The 15,179-nt window shown below is 60.4% G+C and carries 16 protein-coding genes; 6 read left to right on the top strand and 10 right to left on the bottom strand.

Going from position 1 to position 15,179, the window contains the following annotated elements:
* The first annotated feature begins 188 nt into the window (after positions 1-188).
* From ICI42_RS13045 to lhgO, 3 genes are all read left to right on the top strand, one after another.
* Positions 189-857, top strand: a complete 669-nt coding sequence (locus tag ICI42_RS13045) for a transcriptional regulator (protein ID WP_188164993.1) — start codon at positions 189-191, stop codon at positions 855-857.
* Positions 858-1,114: 257 nt separating this feature from the next.
* On the top strand, positions 1,115-1,528 hold the full coding sequence (locus ICI42_RS13040) for a hypothetical protein (RefSeq protein WP_188164992.1): 414 nt from the start codon (positions 1,115-1,117) through the stop codon (positions 1,526-1,528).
* A 392-nt stretch (positions 1,529-1,920) separates the two neighbouring features.
* Positions 1,921-3,126, top strand: a complete 1,206-nt coding sequence (lhgO, locus tag ICI42_RS13035; RefSeq protein ID WP_188164991.1) for an L-2-hydroxyglutarate oxidase — start codon at positions 1,921-1,923, stop codon at positions 3,124-3,126.
* Between the two features lie 32 nt (positions 3,127-3,158).
* Here lhgO and ICI42_RS13030 read toward each other — a convergent pair whose 3' ends face one another.
* Positions 3,159-3,548: a GFA family protein gene (locus tag ICI42_RS13030; RefSeq protein ID WP_188164990.1), complete on the bottom strand. Its 390-nt coding sequence runs from the start codon at positions 3,546-3,548 to the stop codon at positions 3,159-3,161.
* 273 nt (positions 3,549-3,821) lie between these two features.
* On the opposite strand from ICI42_RS13030, the gene ICI42_RS13025 reads away from it, so the two are divergent.
* Positions 3,822-4,466 (top strand): DUF47 domain-containing protein, encoded by a 645-nt coding sequence (locus ICI42_RS13025; protein ID WP_188164989.1) that lies wholly within the window; start codon positions 3,822-3,824, stop codon positions 4,464-4,466.
* Position 4,467: 1 nt separating this feature from the next.
* Positions 4,468-5,472, top strand: coding sequence for an inorganic phosphate transporter (locus tag ICI42_RS13020; RefSeq protein WP_188164988.1), 1,005 nt, complete (start codon positions 4,468-4,470; stop codon positions 5,470-5,472).
* 17 nt (positions 5,473-5,489) lie between these two features.
* Here the strand turns inward: ICI42_RS13020 and ICI42_RS13015 are convergent, their stop codons facing one another.
* The 3 genes from ICI42_RS13015 to ICI42_RS13005 form a co-directional block, all read right to left on the bottom strand.
* Complete coding sequence (locus ICI42_RS13015; protein WP_188164987.1) at positions 5,490-5,651, bottom strand: hypothetical protein; 162 nt, start codon at positions 5,649-5,651, stop codon at positions 5,490-5,492.
* Between the two features lie 92 nt (positions 5,652-5,743).
* On the bottom strand, positions 5,744-7,369 hold the full coding sequence (gene groL / locus ICI42_RS13010; RefSeq protein ID WP_188164986.1) for a chaperonin GroEL: 1,626 nt from the start codon (positions 7,367-7,369) through the stop codon (positions 5,744-5,746).
* A gap of 45 nt (positions 7,370-7,414) precedes the next feature.
* Positions 7,415-7,729 carry a co-chaperone GroES gene (locus ICI42_RS13005; RefSeq protein WP_188164985.1) on the bottom strand — a complete coding sequence of 105 codons (315 nt, stop codon included), beginning with the start codon at positions 7,727-7,729 and terminating at the stop codon, positions 7,415-7,417.
* 438 nt (positions 7,730-8,167) lie between these two features.
* Between ICI42_RS13005 and ICI42_RS13000 the strand changes: the two genes are divergently transcribed.
* A complete protein-coding gene (locus ICI42_RS13000; RefSeq protein WP_188164984.1) occupies positions 8,168-8,986 on the top strand; it encodes a transglutaminase-like domain-containing protein in 819 nt (272 codons plus the stop codon).
* Between the two features lie 26 nt (positions 8,987-9,012).
* Here ICI42_RS13000 and ICI42_RS12995 read toward each other — a convergent pair whose 3' ends face one another.
* The 6 genes from ICI42_RS12995 to ICI42_RS12970 are packed head-to-tail and all read right to left on the bottom strand — an operon-like array spanning position 9,013 to position 15,103.
* Positions 9,013-9,408 (bottom strand): RidA family protein, encoded by a 396-nt coding sequence (locus ICI42_RS12995; RefSeq protein ID WP_188164983.1) that lies wholly within the window; start codon positions 9,406-9,408, stop codon positions 9,013-9,015.
* Between the two features lie 16 nt (positions 9,409-9,424).
* Positions 9,425-10,618: an acyl-CoA dehydrogenase family protein gene (locus ICI42_RS12990; RefSeq protein WP_188164982.1), complete on the bottom strand. Its 1,194-nt coding sequence runs from the start codon at positions 10,616-10,618 to the stop codon at positions 9,425-9,427.
* Between the two features lie 3 nt (positions 10,619-10,621).
* Entirely contained in the window at positions 10,622-11,467 is an 846-nt protein-coding gene (locus ICI42_RS12985) for an enoyl-CoA hydratase family protein (protein ID WP_407945155.1), read from the bottom strand.
* 39 nt (positions 11,468-11,506) lie between these two features.
* Positions 11,507-11,959, bottom strand: coding sequence for a cupin domain-containing protein (locus tag ICI42_RS12980; RefSeq protein ID WP_188164980.1), 453 nt, complete (start codon positions 11,957-11,959; stop codon positions 11,507-11,509).
* 49 nt (positions 11,960-12,008) lie between these two features.
* Positions 12,009-12,782: an SDR family NAD(P)-dependent oxidoreductase gene (locus ICI42_RS12975; protein ID WP_188164979.1), complete on the bottom strand. Its 774-nt coding sequence runs from the start codon at positions 12,780-12,782 to the stop codon at positions 12,009-12,011.
* Between the two features lie 2 nt (positions 12,783-12,784).
* On the bottom strand, positions 12,785-15,103 hold the full coding sequence (locus ICI42_RS12970) for a bifunctional salicylyl-CoA 5-hydroxylase/oxidoreductase (protein WP_188164978.1): 2,319 nt from the start codon (positions 15,101-15,103) through the stop codon (positions 12,785-12,787).
* Positions 15,104-15,179 lie beyond the last annotated feature (76 nt).

The following is a 15,179-nucleotide window of genomic DNA, read 5'->3' as shown; positions in this document are numbered from 1 at the left end:
GACCGCTGTGGGGATTGTCGGCTTGGCTATAAAGCTGGTTTTATCCCCGTAGCGGCACACTGGCTTCCACCTTGCATCGCGGTAGCTGCACTCGTTGAGCTCAAACCCTAGACTACTGCGGCGGTATTCGTTATTTTCAACGTTTCAGCACGTCGCTGAACATCTCGTAGAGTCCCAAGGCTTAAGAATTGAAAAAAGTCCAACGCAGTTTTGCCGTCGAGTATAAATCCGGCCGTCGGAAACCGGATCTTAAATCCAACTCGATATGGGGAGACGTCGATCTCAAATCCGTTGCGCGCGATGTAGAAAAAGAGGCGACGCTATTTTTGTTGGGTAAGGAGCAAGTCGGCAAATCCGACGAACTATCTTTACAGCAGAAAGATCACGCTGGAGCGGTATCGACACTGTCTTCAGCAATGACAACTGAATCAGATGCACAGGAGACGGGCATGGCGGACGAGATTGATACGATGAGCACTGCCGAAGCGGCGGCCACTGTTGAAACGCCAATTGCGCCAAAACAGCGTAAACCGCGCGCTAAGAAAGCCGCTGCTGAGGCGGCACCGGCTTCTGACAATACTGTGACGGCGCCGGCAGGTGCCTCGAACGGCGACGGTGGCAAGCAGAAGAGAGGGCGCAAGGCCAAGGCGGTGGAAGCCCCGGCGAGTGCCAAACGTGCATATCAGAAGCGTGCTCCGAAGGCAGCGCAGACTGCGGCTGCGGAGCCGACAGTGGCAAGCGACGAGATGGCGGACCTTCTTCAGTTGGAGGCGGAAAACCAGAAATTGCGCAAGCTGCTGGCAGAAAAACTTCGCGCTGAAAATGCGGATCTGCGCAAGCGTCTCAAACTGGATTGAGAACAGCGCGGCCAAGCGCCGGCCGATGTCCATTGCTTATTGAGATGAATGTTTTGATCACGGCTGTTGCCAATCGAAACTCGCAACCTGCATGCGGGATAAAGCGCGAGGTCGGATAGATGGCATCTCCATGGAAATTTCTGTCTCGACTGGTGTCGTCGCGACGTGGGCAAAAGCCGGACAGCGACTCGATCGATGATGTGACGCGCGATGTGCCTCGTGTAAGCGAAACGCGTGCGGAGAACAGCGAGAGCTCGGTGGATCGCACGGCAGGCGTCGAGCCGCCCCGTGATGATCCAGCCGATCCGGTTTCAGCAGCGCCTGCGCCGCCGCAGGGAGTGGGACGTGACCCTCACGATAGGGTGGACGGCGAAAGCGCTGAGCGCGTGGTCGGTTCCGATGCGGCGTTACCGGGTGATATCGTTGCCGCCGCCTCGATTGACCACCAGGCTGCGAAGCTCGAAAAAGCCAAAGGCGAACAACGCGGGCGGAAAGTTCGGGGCCAGAAAGCTAAGACGGTCGCGGTTGCCTTGGAACTCGCTTCAGTCGTCCATAATGCAGACGATCTGAGGATCGATGCGGAGATCAAAGTTCTCAGGGAGCAGTTGGCGAGCAAGCTGCGACTGCAAAACGCGCAGTTGAAGAAGATGCTGGAGCGGTTCGAACGCTGACGGGGCGGGGCCGTCTGGCTGTCGGAACCGAACTGGTTGGGTGCATGTCGTGCACGCGCTGGATCCGGGAGGCTTCATCTGATTAAGATGGGCGCCGATTTTACAGCCGGTATCTTAGAGATTCCCGTCGCTTTAAGTAACGCTGATACGCCCGCAGGAGTCAGGTGTTTAGCGCCGCTGAGATCAGGCATCCACAAAAGGCGGCTCTCCAAAGGGATAATGAGGAAACACCTTTAAGCCCACGACCCGCCCATTCCATCCTCGTGAAACATGACCGATATTGCCTCTCCGGTATTCAAATGGAACTGTCACCCGCCAGCTTTGTAGGCGAAGTTGAAAGATCGTCGGAGGTCAACGGTGCAGGACATGATCGGTCAATATGAGGGCACCTTTTGAGCAACTACGACGTAGCCATCATCGGTGGCGGGATTGTCGGCGTGGCGACCGCCATGCGCATCAGCGAGCGTTACCCGGGGCGTTCTATCGCCATCGTTGAGAAGGAAGACCGGCTGGCGCAGCACCAGACGGGACGCAACAGCGGCGTCATCCATGCCGGCGTCTACTATAAGCCGGGCACAATGAAGTCGCTGTTCTGCAGGGCGGGTGTGGATGCCACCATGCAGTTCTGCGACAAGCACGCCATCCCTTACGACCAATGCGGCAAGATGATCGTCGCGACCGAACCCGACGATCTGCCGCGCATGGCCGCGCTTTACGAGCGCAGCAAGGAGAACGGGCTCAACCTCGAACGGCTCGACGCCAAAGAACTCAAGCGACGCGAGCCGCGCATCACGGGCCTTGGAGCGCTGTTTTCACCCACCACGGGCATTGTCGATTTTGGACTTGTCGCGCGTACCATGGGCAAGGAAGTCGAGTGTCATGGTGGGGACATCTTCAAAGGCCTTGAAGTCAAAGCGATCGGCGAGGATGCTTCCGGCATCACCGTCGAAGCCGGCGACCGGACAATCCGCGCCCGTCACCTCATCGTCTGTGCAGGTATGATGGCCGACCGGCTGGCGCGGATGTGCCATCTCGATCTCGACTTCCAACTGGTGCCGTTCCGTGGCGAGTATTTTCGCCTGGGTCCCGACAAGAATGACATCGTCAACCACCTCATCTATCCGGTGCCCGATCCAGCCCTGCCGTTCCTGGGAGTCCACCTGACCCGGATGATCGGGGGGTATGTCACTGTTGGCCCAAACGCCGTTCTTGCTTTTGCGCGCGAAGGTTACCGCTTCGGCGACGTCAATCTGAAGGATCTTATCGAGATCGTCGGTTATACCGGCTTTCGCAAGTTGGCGCGCAACCATTTAAAGCTCGGCATGCAGGAGATGGCCAACTCTCTCAGCAAAAAACGCTATCTCGCGCTTTGCCAAAAATACTGCCCCGAACTGACCGTTGACGATTTTCACCCCTATCGTCCCGGCATCCGGGCGCAAGCCGTCATGAAGGACGGCTCGATCGAGCATGATTTCATTATCCGCACGACCGCACGAACCATCCACGTCTGCAACGCGCCATCCCCGGCGGCAACGTCCGCTCTTCCAATCGCAAACCATGTGGTGGACCAAGCCGAAAAGCAGTTCCACTGGAAATAGAGAGTGGACTTGCCAGCCGCGCGACTCGCGGTTCACTCATGGCGGCCCGTAGTATCGCGATTGCGCTCGTATTGGTACGAAAGCGGAAATGGCGGCAGCCAGGATTCGCGGCGGATGGTCCAGCTTTCATAAGTCGGCATGAACTGGTCCGGCTCGTCTAGCGTTCCCAGAGTGACTTCGATTTCGTCCGCCGACCGGCCGAAGACCGACGATCCGCAATTGGGACAAAAGGCCCTTCCGCCATAGTCGCGAGTTTCGCCTTCAATCGTCACAGCATCTTTTGGGAAGATTGCCGCAGCATAAAACAATGCCCCGTGATGCTTGCGGCAATCCAGACAGTGACAAAGCCCCACCCTGTAGGGCTGCCCCGTTGCCACGAGCCGCACCTTGCCGCACAGGCACCCGCCGGTAAATTGCTGCATTTCGGTTGTCTCCAAGATCAAGAGTGGGCTCTGACGACTGTATAGGGGTCAATGCTTGGGCTAAGTCGTTTCGTATATAGAAAGCCGACCGCCACCGACTTGTTCCGCAAGTGGAAAGTCAAGGATTGCTTGTACCGACCAAGCCGTCTCGCTGCCGAGAATCGGAACCTGTGAAAATCCCGCTTTTGCTGGATCATTTCGGCGAAAGCGCGTTTATGTAGGGCCATACGCCGGCAAAGGACCGGTGCAGGCCATATTGCGCGGAGTGTTCGGATGCTTGGCTGGTTTCGCTATCTGCTTCCGAGGGAAGACAAGTTCTTCGACCTGTTTACCGAGCATTCTCGGATACTCGTCAGCGGTGCGGAAGCTCTGGAAAAGCTGCTGCAGGGCGGCGAGGGTGTCGAGCAGCATTGCCGTGAGATCATTGCCTTGGAGGACCAGGCCGACGAGGTCACGCGCCAGGTATTGCAGGCGGTGCGCCTCAGCTTCATCACGCCCTTCGACCGGGGCGACATCAAGGACCTGATCCAGTCGATGGATGACGCCATCGACATGATGCACAAGACGGTGAAGACAGTCAGCTTGTTCGAGCAGACCAGTTTCGAGCCACCGATGCGGGAAATGGGCACGGTCATTGTGCAGGCGGCGAAGCTGACGGCGGAGGCTATTCCACTCTTGCAGAAGCTTGGGCCGAACGTCGCCCGACTGAGCGCTATCGCCGAAGAGGTGATGCGGGTGGAGGAACGCTCCGACCAACTCCACGACCACGGACTGAAGGAGTTGTTCAAGAAGCACGGCACCAGCAACCCGATGGCATACATCATCGGCAGCGAAATCTACTCGGAGCTGGAGAAGGTGGTCGACCGCTTCGAGGACGTCGCCAACGAGATCAGCGGCATCCTGATCGAGAACGTCTGAGATGGACGCCACACTCGCCTTTCCGCTGCTGATCGCCTTGATCGGCGTGGCGCTGCTGTTCGATATGCTGAACGGACTTCACGACGCGGCGAACTCCATCGCCACAATCGTTTCGACCCGGGTGCTGCGGCCGCAATATGCGGTGGCCTGGGCCGCCTTCTTCAATTTCATTGCGTTTCTGTTCTTCGGCCTGCATGTCGCCGAAACGCTCGGAACCGGCATCATCGACGCCAATGTCGTCGACCCGTCGGTCATCTTCGCGGCCTTGGTCGGTGCCATTGTCTGGAACGTCGTCACCTGGATTTATGGCATCCCGTCGAGCAGTTCGCATGCGCTGATCGGTGGCTTGCTGGGGGCAGGGCTGGCGAAGGTTGGGCTCAGCGCCGTGGTGTGGAGCGGCGTCCTCAAGACGACGTCGGCGATCTTCCTATCGCCTTTCACCGGCTTCGTGCTCGCGCTGGTGCTGGTCTTGATCGTCTCTTGGACCTTCGTGAAATACACGCCATTCGCAGTTGATCGCGTGTTCCGGATCATGCAGTTCATTTCGGCGTCGGCCTACTCGCTCGGCCATGGCGGCAACGATGCGCAGAAGACGATGGGCATCATCGCGGTGCTGCTCTATTCGCAAGGCTATCTCGGCGATACCTTCTACGTGCCGCTCTGGGTGGTCCTGTCGTGCCAGTTCATGCTGGCTTTCGGCACTTTGCTGGGCGGCTGGCGCATCGTCCACACCATGGGATCGCGCATCACCCGCCTCAATCCGATGCAGGGCTTTTGCGCCGAAACCGGCGGCGCAATCACCCTCTTCGCGGCGACATGGCTCGGCATTCCGGTGTCCACCACCCACACCATAACCGGTGCCATCGTCGGCGTGGGCGCTGCACGGCGGGCATCGGCGGTACGTTGGGGGCTGGCCGGCAACATCGTCATTGCCTGGTTCGTGACCTTGCCGGTCGCAGGCATGATTTCCGCTGTCTCTTATTGGCTCGTCACGTTTTTCCAGTAGCCGTTTGGGACTCCGGCCTAGTCGCTATCAGCGGCCTCAGGCGCAGGCCGCGTCCTATTGTCTGCTTCCGACTTCTTGCGCTTGTCCGCCGCTTCTTTCTTGATCTTGTCGAAACGGTTGTCGTCGGCTTTCTCAGCCGGCTTCGGCGCGCTATCGGCCTTTTTCGAGAAGGAAATCATGGGTCACGCTCCTGTTGATGGCTGAGAAAAAGAGGCAGGCCGCAAGCCGAGGCTCGCGGCCTTCAAACTTTGCGAGAACAGTCGCTTTGCGACTAGTACCCCATGCCGCCATTGGCGGCGGGCGAAGTGGAGTCCGTCGCGGGCGCGTCGGTGATCATCACCTCAGCAGTGATCAACAACGCTGCGATGGAGCCGGCATCCTGCAGAGCGGTACGAACGACCTTGGCAGGATCGACGATGCCGGCCTTGATCATGTCGACATAGGTTTCCGTCTGCGCGTCAAAGCCCTGATTATGATCGGTGCTGTCGTTGAGCTTTCCGACCACGATGGAGCCTTCGACGCCGGCATTTTCCACGATCTGCCGGATCGGGGCTTCGAGTGCCCTGGACACGATGGAAATACCTGCGGTCTCGTCGGCGTTTTCACCGGTCAACGCGGTCAAGACAGCCCTGGCACGCAGAAGAGCGACGCCGCCGCCCGGCACGATGCCTTCCTGGACCGCCGCGCGCGTGGCGTTGAGCGCATCGTCGATGCGATCCTTCTTTTCCTTGACCTCGGTTTCTGTCGCGCCGCCGACCCGGATGATCGCCACGCCGCCGGCTAATTTTGCCAGCCGCTCCTGCAGCTTCTCCTTGTCGTAGTCCGAGGTGGTTTCCTCGATCTGCGCTTTGATCTGGCTGATGCGCGCCGCAATAGCCGACTTCTCGCCCGAGCCGTCGATCACGGTCGTGGTCTCCTTATCGATCACGACGCGTTTTGCACGGCCCAGCATGTCGATGGTGACATTCTCCAGCTTGATGCCGAGGTCGTCCGAAATCAGTTGGCCCTGCGTCAGGATTGCGATGTCTTCGAGCATGGCCTTGCGCCGGTCGCCGAAGCCGGGAGCCTTCACGGCTGCGACCTTCAGGCCGCCACGCAGCTTGTTGACGACCAGCGTTGCCAGGGCCTCGCCTTCGACGTCTTCGGAGATGATCAGCAGCGGCTGGCCGGACTGAACCACGGCTTCGAGAATGGGCAGCATCGCCTGCAGATTGCCGAGCTTCTTCTCGTGCAGAAGTATGTAAGGATCGTCCAATTCGACGCGCATCTTTTCGGGGTTGGTGACGAAATAGGGGCTGAGATAGCCGCGGTCGAACTGCATGCCTTCAACGACGTCGAGTTCGGTGTCGGCCGTTTTGGCTTCCTCGACGGTGATGACCCCCTCATTGCCGACTTTGTCCATCGCCTTGGCGATCATCTCGCCCACTGAGGCATCGCCATTGGCGGCAATCGTGCCAACCTGTGCGATTTCCGCGGATGCATTGACCTTGGTGGCACGCGCCTGGATTTCCTTGACGACGGCAGCGATGCCCAGGTCGATACCGCGCTTGAGGTCCATCGGATTCATGCCGGCTGCGACCAGCTTGGCGCCTTCGCGCAGGATCGAGGTGGCCAGCACGGTCGCGGTGGTCGTGCCGTCACCGGCAAGGTCGTTGGTCTTGGAGGCGACTTCGCGCACCATCTGGGCGCCCATGTTTTCGAACTTGTCGGCGAGTTCGACTTCCTTGGCGACGGAAACGCCGTCCTTGGTGATGCGGGGTGCGCCATAGGCCTTGTCGATGACCACGTTGCGGCCCTTGGGGCCGAGCGTCACCTTGACGGCGTTGTTCAGCAGTTCGACACCGCGCAGCATACGGTCCCGCGCATCGGTGGAAAATTTGATCTGTTTGGCAGACATGATGTTCGTCCAGTTCTTTTGAGAGTAGGGGGCCGCAATTGTCGGTCAGGCGGCTTTGCTGGCTGCCACGGTCGCTTCGACGACACCCATGATGTCGGTCTCCTTCATGATCAGGAGATCCTCGCCATCGATCTTGATCTCGGTGCCCGACCATTTGCCGAACAGGATCATGTCACCGGGCCTGACGTCGAGCGGCGCGAGCGTTCCGCTTTCATCGCGCGATCCAGGCCCAACGGCGATGACTTCGCCCTGCTGCGGCTTTTCCTTGGCGGTATCTGGAATGATGATGCCGCCCTTGGATTTGATATCACTGTCCGCGCGTCGAATGACGACGCGATCGTGAAGTGGACGGAATTTCATAAGAAGTCTTTCTGCTGCCGGCGCATAGGGCGGCTGCATAGTCTTCATAGCATCCTTGGCACTCGATAGATAGGAGTGCTAAAATCTAATTGCGGGTGCGATTTACACCGCGCAAGATTTTAGCCTGAAATAGTATCGAAATGCCAATAATTTAAGCAGTATTTTTCCGCTCGAACTACTCCGTCTGCTCGGTAGAGCGTTTTTATTTTTGCGCTCAAATAAAGAAGGCTTTGCGCCTTTTTTGAAATATGGGTCCGGCGCATAGAGAAAGAGTGCCCATCTCGGTCCGCATCCAGTCAGCTCGAAGCCCGATCCCACAGCGCCGGAGCCGGGCGCATCTGCCCTGTTGGGATTGAAATGAACCGAGCGTGCCCAGCCGCGTTGTTGTCCAAGACCAGTCTTTTCCAGCTTCAGATTTTCTCCAGAGAGCCAATTCAGATGTTCATCCGCTACGGTTACGAGATCACGCTGACCTGTCAGCAGCCGACCGCCTTGGTTTGCCTGCTGTCTGTCCATGAGGACAGGGCGGCGGATATCCGGGTCCCGGAAGCGGTCTTCACCAATCCAGACGTCCCGACCACGACCTATCGCGACCTGTTCGGCAACAGGTGCCGCCGGCTCGTCGCACCGGCGGGCGATCTCACCTTGTGGGGCGACGCCACGATCGAGGACGACGGCATGCTGGACAGGATCGTGCCCGAAGCGCGGGAAGTGCCCGTGGCCGATCTTCCGGACGATTGCCTGGTTTATCTGATGGGCAGCCGCTATTGCGAGACGGACCGTCTAAGCCAGATCGCCTGGGACATGTTCGGCGCCACTCCGCCCGGATGGGGGCGCGTCCAGGCAATCTGCGATTTCGTGAACGGCCATATCCGTTTCGACTACCAGCAGGCCCGATCGACACGGACCGCCTTCGAGGCGTTTCACGAACAGGTCGGCGTCTGCCGCGACTTTGCGCATCTCGCTGTCGCACTGTGCCGCTGCCTCAACATTCCTGCACGTTACGTCAACGGCCATCTCGGCGACATCGGCGTTCCGGTTGTCGACCCGATGGATTTCAGCGCCTGGATGGAGGTTTTCCTGGACGGCGAATGGCACACCTTCGATCCGCGAAACAACAAGCCGAGGATCGGCCGGATCGTGGTAGCACGCGGCCGCGACGCAACCGACATACCGCTCATCAACTCCTTCGGCCCGCATATCCTGAAAGGCTTCCGCGTCTGGACCTATGAGGTCACGAATCTGCAGCCGAGATAGTCCACCGCATGGTGCTGGCGCAGGGGCTATTCCGGAATCACTGCCGTTGCCTGGATTTCGATCTTGGCCCGATCTTCCACCAGGGCCACGACCTGCATCGCAGCCATGGCTGGGAAATGCCGGCCGATGACGTCGCGATAGGCCTTGCCTATGCCACGCAGGTTTTGGGTGTATTCCTTCTTGTCGGTGAAATACCAGGTCATCGAGGTGATGTGGTGCGGTTCGCCGCCGCCGCTGCGCAAGACCGCGACGACATTCTCCAGGGTCTGCCTGACTTGGGCTACGAAATCGTCGGTCTCGAACTCGCAACTGGCGTTCCAGCCGATCTGCCCGCCGACGAAGATCGTTTTGCCGCTCGCCGCGACACCATTGGCATAACCGAGCGGCTTGGCCCATCCTTCGGGTTGCAGGATTTCATGCATGGGATGGTCTACCTCTTCACTTCGCCGCTTTCATCAGCTCACGGCCGATGATGAGTTTCTGCACTTCGGTGGCGCCTTCGTAGATGCGCAGCGCGCGGATCTCCCGATAGAGCCGTTCGGTGATCTCACCGACCCGGACGCCCCTGCCGCCGAACATCTGCAGCGCCTGGTCGATCACCCACTGCGCGTTTTCCGTCGCCGTCATCTTGGCCATGGCGGCTTCTCGCGTGATCGGCAGCTTCTGCACGTCGCGGCGCCAGGCGGTGCGGATGGTCAGCAAGGAGGCCGCGTCGATCGCGGTGGCCATCTCGCCCAGCGTGCTTTGCGCCGTCGGCAGGTCGGCCAAAGTCGCACCGAACATCTTTCGCGATTTCGCATGCACTACGACCTCGTCCAGCGCGCGGCGGGCAAAGCCGAGGGCTGCGGCGGCTACCGAAGGCCGGAAGATGTCGAGCGTGCGCATGGCGATCTTGAAGCCTTCGCCAGGCGAGCCCATAAGTTGCACAGCGGGGATGCGGCAGTTGTCGAAACGGATGCGTGCCAGAGGATGCGGCGCGATGGTTTCGATGCGCTCGGCGATGCTGAAGCCGGGCGTATCGGCGAATACCACAAAGGCCGAGATGCCCCTCGTGCCCGGCGCTTCGCCTGTGCGGGCAAAGACAGTGTAGACATCCGCTATACCGCCGTTCGAAATGAAAATCTTCTCGCCGTCGAGCACGAAGTCGTCGCCGTCGCGGCGCGCCGATGTGCTCATCGCGGCGACATCGGACCCAGCCTCCGGCTCGGTCAGCGCGAAGGCTGAGATGAGCTCGCCGCGAGCGATTTTGGGGAGAATGGCCTGCTTGAGGCTTTCCGAACCCGACAGGCTGATGGCGCCGGTCCCCAGCCCCTGCATGGCGAAGGCGAAATCGGCGAGCCCATCCGCATAGGCCAGCGTTTCACGGATGAGGCACAGCGAGCGGCTGTCGATCTCATCGCCCGCGCCGCCGTACGCGTTGGACACGCAGTGGCGCAGAATGCCGGCCTCGCCCAGCGTTCGGACAAGCTTTTTGCACGCCGCATCTGCGTCCTTGTGATCGATCTCGCCTAGTCCGCCATCTAAGACGAAGCGGTCGAGTTCCGTAGCAAGTGTCCGGTGGCTTTCGTCGAAGAACGGCCACTCGAGATGGTCGCGCGCCGGCTGGCCGGTGGGTTTCAAATGCGCGGCCATGTCTCAATTGCCCTTGAATTCGGGCTTTGCCTTAGCGGCGAAGGCCTCGAAGGCACGGCGGAAATCGCCGGTCGCCATGCAGATCGCCTGGGCCTGGGCTTCGGATTCGATCAACTGATCGATCCCCATCGCCCATTCCTGGTCGAGCATCTTCTTGGTCATGGCGTGCGCAAACCAAGGACCGTCGGCAACGGTGCGGGCGAATTTCTGAGCTTCCTCCAGCAGAACCGGCCGCTCGTGCAGGGCGTTGTAGAACCCCCAGGCATGGCCTTCGGCTGAGGTCATGATACGGCCCGTAAACAGCAACTCGGCGGCGCGGCCCTGGCCGATGATACGGGGAAGGATGCCGCACGCGCCCATATCCGCGCCGGCAAGGCCGACGCGGGTAAATAGGAAGGCAGTCTTGGTTTCTGGCGTGGCGATGCGGAAATCTGCCGACATGGCAAGGATTGCGCCCGCACCCGCGCAGATACCGTCCACCGCCGCGATGATCGGTTGCGGACAGGAACGGATTTGGCGGACGAGATCACCCGTCATGCGGGTGAAATCGAGCAGGTCGGGCATCGCCATCTTGGTCAGCGGCTCGATGATATCGAACACGTCGCCGCCGGAGGAGAAGTTGTTGGCAGCGCCCGTGATGACGATGGCGCGTACGTCGCTGGCACGGTGCAACGAGCGGAAAAGGTCGCCCAGTTCCTCGTAGCTTTCGAAGGTCAGCGGGTTCTTCTTCTCCGGCCGGTTCAGCGTGATGGTTGCAACGCGACCATCGGCATCCGTTTCGAACAGGAAATGCTTCGCCCTATGGTCCTTGAACGGACGCTTTTTCTCCTGCATCGGGTTGGTCGTCATTGCCTGCTCCTCCATCGCACCGCTGGCCGGTTGTCTTGATCAGTCGTTGGCCGACGGCGGCAGGAAATCCACCTCATGCGCGGCGGACACCTTCACGACTTCCTCGACGTCGGACATGTTGTCCAGCTTCTCGAACAGTTGTTCGAGCATGCCCGCCGGCGACACCCAGAACAAAGCGCGGGTCGGCTTGTCGGATTTGTTGAAATAGCCATGCGGAACGCCGCGCGGCATCCGCACCAGGTCGCCGGCCTTGGCCTTGAACCATTCGCCGTCAAGCTTCAGGTCGAGCTCGCCTTCCTGGACAAGGATGTACTCATCTTGCGTCGGATGGATATGAACGGGCACGAACTGGCCCGGCTCGCTGTTGGTTTCGAAGGCGAAGCTCGCCTCGCTGACAGCTTTCGGTAAATAGACTTGGCCCAAAATGTTCCAAGTCTTGCCGTCGAAGCCCTCGCCGTTGCGGGTAATGCCTTTCTGTAGATCGCCTGCCATTTTCGTATTCCCCTGTTGAACGTGCCTGAAACTCTTCGGGCGATTGGTTTTATCCGAGAACCTCGCCCCCCGCGACGGGTATTGCCTGGCCTGTGATGGCGGTTGCTCTCTCGGATGCGAGCCAGAGCACCGCGTCGGCGACCTCCTGCGGCGTCACCAGCCGGCCCTGCGGATTGGCGCGGGCCAGGCTTGCGCGGGCCTCGTCGGGCGTCCGCCCGGTCTTGCCGGTTATCGTGTCTATGGCCTTGTCGATGAGCGGCGTGTCGGTGAAACCGGGGCAGACGGCGTTGACCGTCACGTCCGTTCGAGCAAGCTCAAGCGCCAAAGCGCGCGTCATGCCGACCACGCCGTGCTTGGAAGCGCAATAAGCAGCGACATAACCATAGCCGGTCAAGCCTGCAGTGCTGGCGACATTGACGATACGGCCGTTGCCAGCGCGGCGGATCGCGGGCAGGGCGGCCTGGGTGACCAGGAAGGTTCCCGTCAGGTTAATCGCCAGGACACGGTTCCAGGTCGCCAGATCGGTCTTCTCGAAGGGCGCGGAGGGCGCCTCACCAGCGCAGTTGACCAGAACCGCGATATCGCCCGAGGCGGCAATCGCAGATTCGATGCCGTGGGCGATGGATGATTCGTTGGTGACATCGAAGCCTGAAACGACAAGCGCGCTCCCGCTGGCTGCCTCGATCTCGGCCCCAACAGCTTCGAGCGGCGCCTTCCGGCGGCCTGCAAGCGTGACCGTCAGACCGGCAGCACTGAGCTCAAGGGCGATTGCCCTGCCTATGCCACTGCCGGCACCGGTGACGAAGGCGTGGCGCTGAGCCATGGTCAGCCCTTAGGCGGTGTCGCCGCGCGGGCGAGGTTGTTGACATACTGACCGCGCGCCGAGGCATATTGCTTGGGCCAGACCTGTGCGTCGTAGCCGATCCTGGCCGCCTCATGCATGACGAAGGACGGATCGGCGAGATGCGGGCGGGCCACTGCGCACAGATCGGCGCGGCCGGCTGCGATGATCGAGTTGGCATGATCGGCTTCCGAGATGGCGCCGACTGCGATTGTCGGGATCTGAACCTCGTTGCGGATCTTGTCGGAGAAAGGCGTCTGGAACAGGCGGCCATAGACCGGCTTCTCCTCCTTCACCACCTGTCCCGATGAACAGTCGATCATGTCGGCGCCGGCATCCTTGAACAGTTCAGCGAAAATAGCCGCGTCCTCGGGGGTGTTGCCGCCCTCGGCCCAGTCGTTGGTGGAGAGGCGCACCGAGATCGGCTTGTCCTTTGGCCATACCGCGCGGATGGCGTGAAACACTTCGAGCGGGAAGCGCGCGCGTGCGGCGTGGTCGCCATTGTACTCGTCATCGCGCAGGTTGGTCAGCGGTGAGAGGAAACTCGACAGCAGATAGCCGTGCGCGGCATGCAGCTCCAGAATGTCGAAGCCGAGGTCGCGGGCGCGCTCAGTGGCGCTGACGAAGTCGCCGATCACCCTGTCCATGTCCTCGCGCGTCATTTCGCGCGGGGTGGCGGAGTTCTTGAGATAGGGCAGGGGCGATGCCGAGATCAGCGGCCAGCCGCCCTCGTCGACCGGCTGGTCGATGCCGTCCCAGGCAAGCCGGGTCGACCCCTTGCGGCCGGCATGGCCGAGCTGGATGCCGATTTTGGCCGGTGTGGTGGTGTGGACGAAGTCGACGATGCGCTTCCACTCCGCTTTCTGCTCATCGTTCCAAAGGCCGAGGCAACCCGGTGTTATGCGTGCGTCGGGAGAAACGCAGGTCATTTCCGGAAAGATCAAAGCCGCGCCGCCCATGGCGCGCGAACCGAGATGGACGAGGTGAAAGTCGTTCGGCATGCCATCTGTGGCGGAATACATCGCCATCGGCGACATGACGATGCGGTTGTGCAGCTTCAGCCCGCGAATGCTGAAGGGCGTGAACATCGGCGGCGGCACGGCGCCATTGGGCGCGGGATTCACGCCGGCGCGTTCAGCGAACCAGCGCTCGTAGCCTTCGAGCCAGTCCTTGTCGCGCAACCGCAAGTTTTCGTGGCTGATGCGCTGCGAGCGCGTCAGCATCGAATACATGAATTGTTCGGGCTCCATCGTGTCGGCGTAGCGCGTGCCGACTACCTCGAACCACTCCATGGCGTTGCGCGCCGCATTCTGGATACGGGCGACATCGACGCGGCGGATTTCCTCATAGGCGGCGAGCACCTCGCCGATCCTTGCCGTGTCGTGACCGAACAGGTCGAACTGACGCGTCAGCTCTATGGCGTCGTCTATGGCGAGCTTGGTGCCCGAACCGATGGCGAAATGCGCGGTATGGGCACTGTCGCCCATCAGCACGACATGGCTCCTGCCGTTGAAATGGCTCCATTTTTCGCAGATCAGCCTTCCGAAATTGAGCCAGGCGGAGCCGCGCATATGGCGCGCATTGGTCATCAGCCTGTGGCCGTCCAGCGTGCCGGCGAACAGCTTCTCGCAAAACGCGATGGACTGGTCCTGATCCATCCGGTCGATACCATGCGCCCTGAACACGTCGTCGGTGGTTTCGACGATGAAGGTCGAGGTCTTCTCGTCGAAACGGTAGATATGCGCCTGGAACCAGCCATGCTCTGTCTTCTGGAAGTCGAAGGTGAAGGCGTCGAACGGCTTGTCGGTGCCGAGCCAGATGTACCGGTTGGGCCGCATCAGCATGTCGGGCTTGAAGATGTCGGCATATTTGTGCCGGATGCGCGAGTTCACGCCATCGGCTGAAATGATCAGGTCGGCATCGGGAAAATCCTGGTCACCCTGCACGTCGGTCTCGAAGACCAGTTCGACGCCTAGTTCGAGGCAGCGCTCCTGCAGGATGTTGAGCATCTTCTTGCGGCCGATGCCGACGAAGCCGTGGCCGCTGGTGCGGATTTTTCTGCCCTTGAACACCAGCTCGATGTCATCCCAGTGGTTGAAGGCGACTTCGATGGCTTCAGCTGTCTGCGGGTCCCACTGGCGCATCGACTGCATGGTGGCGTCGGAAAAGACCACCCCCCAGCCGAAGGTGTCGAACGGGCGGTTGCGCTCGACCACGGTGATCTCGTGTTGGGGGTGCTGGCGCTTCATCAGAAGCGCGAAATAGAGCCCCGCCGGACCACCACCGATGCAGACAATCCGCATGCCGTTCTCCTCCGGAATTCGTATCGCCCTGTCGGGCAAGCCGCGGTAGCACCGCCGGCAAAAGGAACATGAACCT

This window comes from Oryzicola mucosus (assembly GCF_014534685.1).
GTDB classification, from domain to species: Bacteria; Pseudomonadota; Alphaproteobacteria; order Rhizobiales; family Rhizobiaceae; genus Oryzicola; species Oryzicola mucosus.
This window is presented reverse-complemented; position numbering and strand designations above follow the sequence as displayed.

Bases quoted from the DNA above. Each gene is read 5' to 3' on its own strand.
- ICI42_RS13030 (WP_188164990.1), bottom strand. From the start codon at position 3,548: ATGCAGCAATTTACCGGCGGGTGCCTGTGCGGCAAGGTGCGGCTCGTG.
- ICI42_RS13025 (WP_188164989.1), top strand. From the start codon at position 3,822: ATGCTTGGCTGGTTTCGCTATCTGCTTCCGAGGGAAGACAAGTTCTTC.
- ICI42_RS13020 (WP_188164988.1), top strand. From the start codon at position 4,468: ATGGACGCCACACTCGCCTTTCCGCTGCTGATCGCCTTGATCGGCGTG.
- ICI42_RS13015 (WP_188164987.1), bottom strand. From the start codon at position 5,651: ATGATTTCCTTCTCGAAAAAGGCCGATAGCGCGCCGAAGCCGGCTGAG.
- groL (WP_188164986.1), bottom strand. From the start codon at position 7,369: ATGTCTGCCAAACAGATCAAATTTTCCACCGATGCGCGGGACCGTATG.
- ICI42_RS13005 (WP_188164985.1), bottom strand. From the start codon at position 7,729: ATGAAATTCCGTCCACTTCACGATCGCGTCGTCATTCGACGCGCGGAC.
- ICI42_RS13000 (WP_188164984.1), top strand. From the start codon at position 8,168: ATGTTCATCCGCTACGGTTACGAGATCACGCTGACCTGTCAGCAGCCG.
- ICI42_RS12995 (WP_188164983.1), bottom strand. From the start codon at position 9,408: ATGCATGAAATCCTGCAACCCGAAGGATGGGCCAAGCCGCTCGGTTAT.
- ICI42_RS12990 (WP_188164982.1), bottom strand. From the start codon at position 10,618: ATGGCCGCGCATTTGAAACCCACCGGCCAGCCGGCGCGCGACCATCTC.
- ICI42_RS12985 (WP_407945155.1), bottom strand. From the start codon at position 11,467: ATGACGACCAACCCGATGCAGGAGAAAAAGCGTCCGTTCAAGGACCAT.
- ICI42_RS12980 (WP_188164980.1), bottom strand. From the start codon at position 11,959: ATGGCAGGCGATCTACAGAAAGGCATTACCCGCAACGGCGAGGGCTTC.
- ICI42_RS12975 (WP_188164979.1), bottom strand. From the start codon at position 12,782: ATGGCTCAGCGCCACGCCTTCGTCACCGGTGCCGGCAGTGGCATAGGC.
- ICI42_RS12970 (WP_188164978.1), bottom strand. From the start codon at position 15,103: ATGCGGATTGTCTGCATCGGTGGTGGTCCGGCGGGGCTCTATTTCGCG.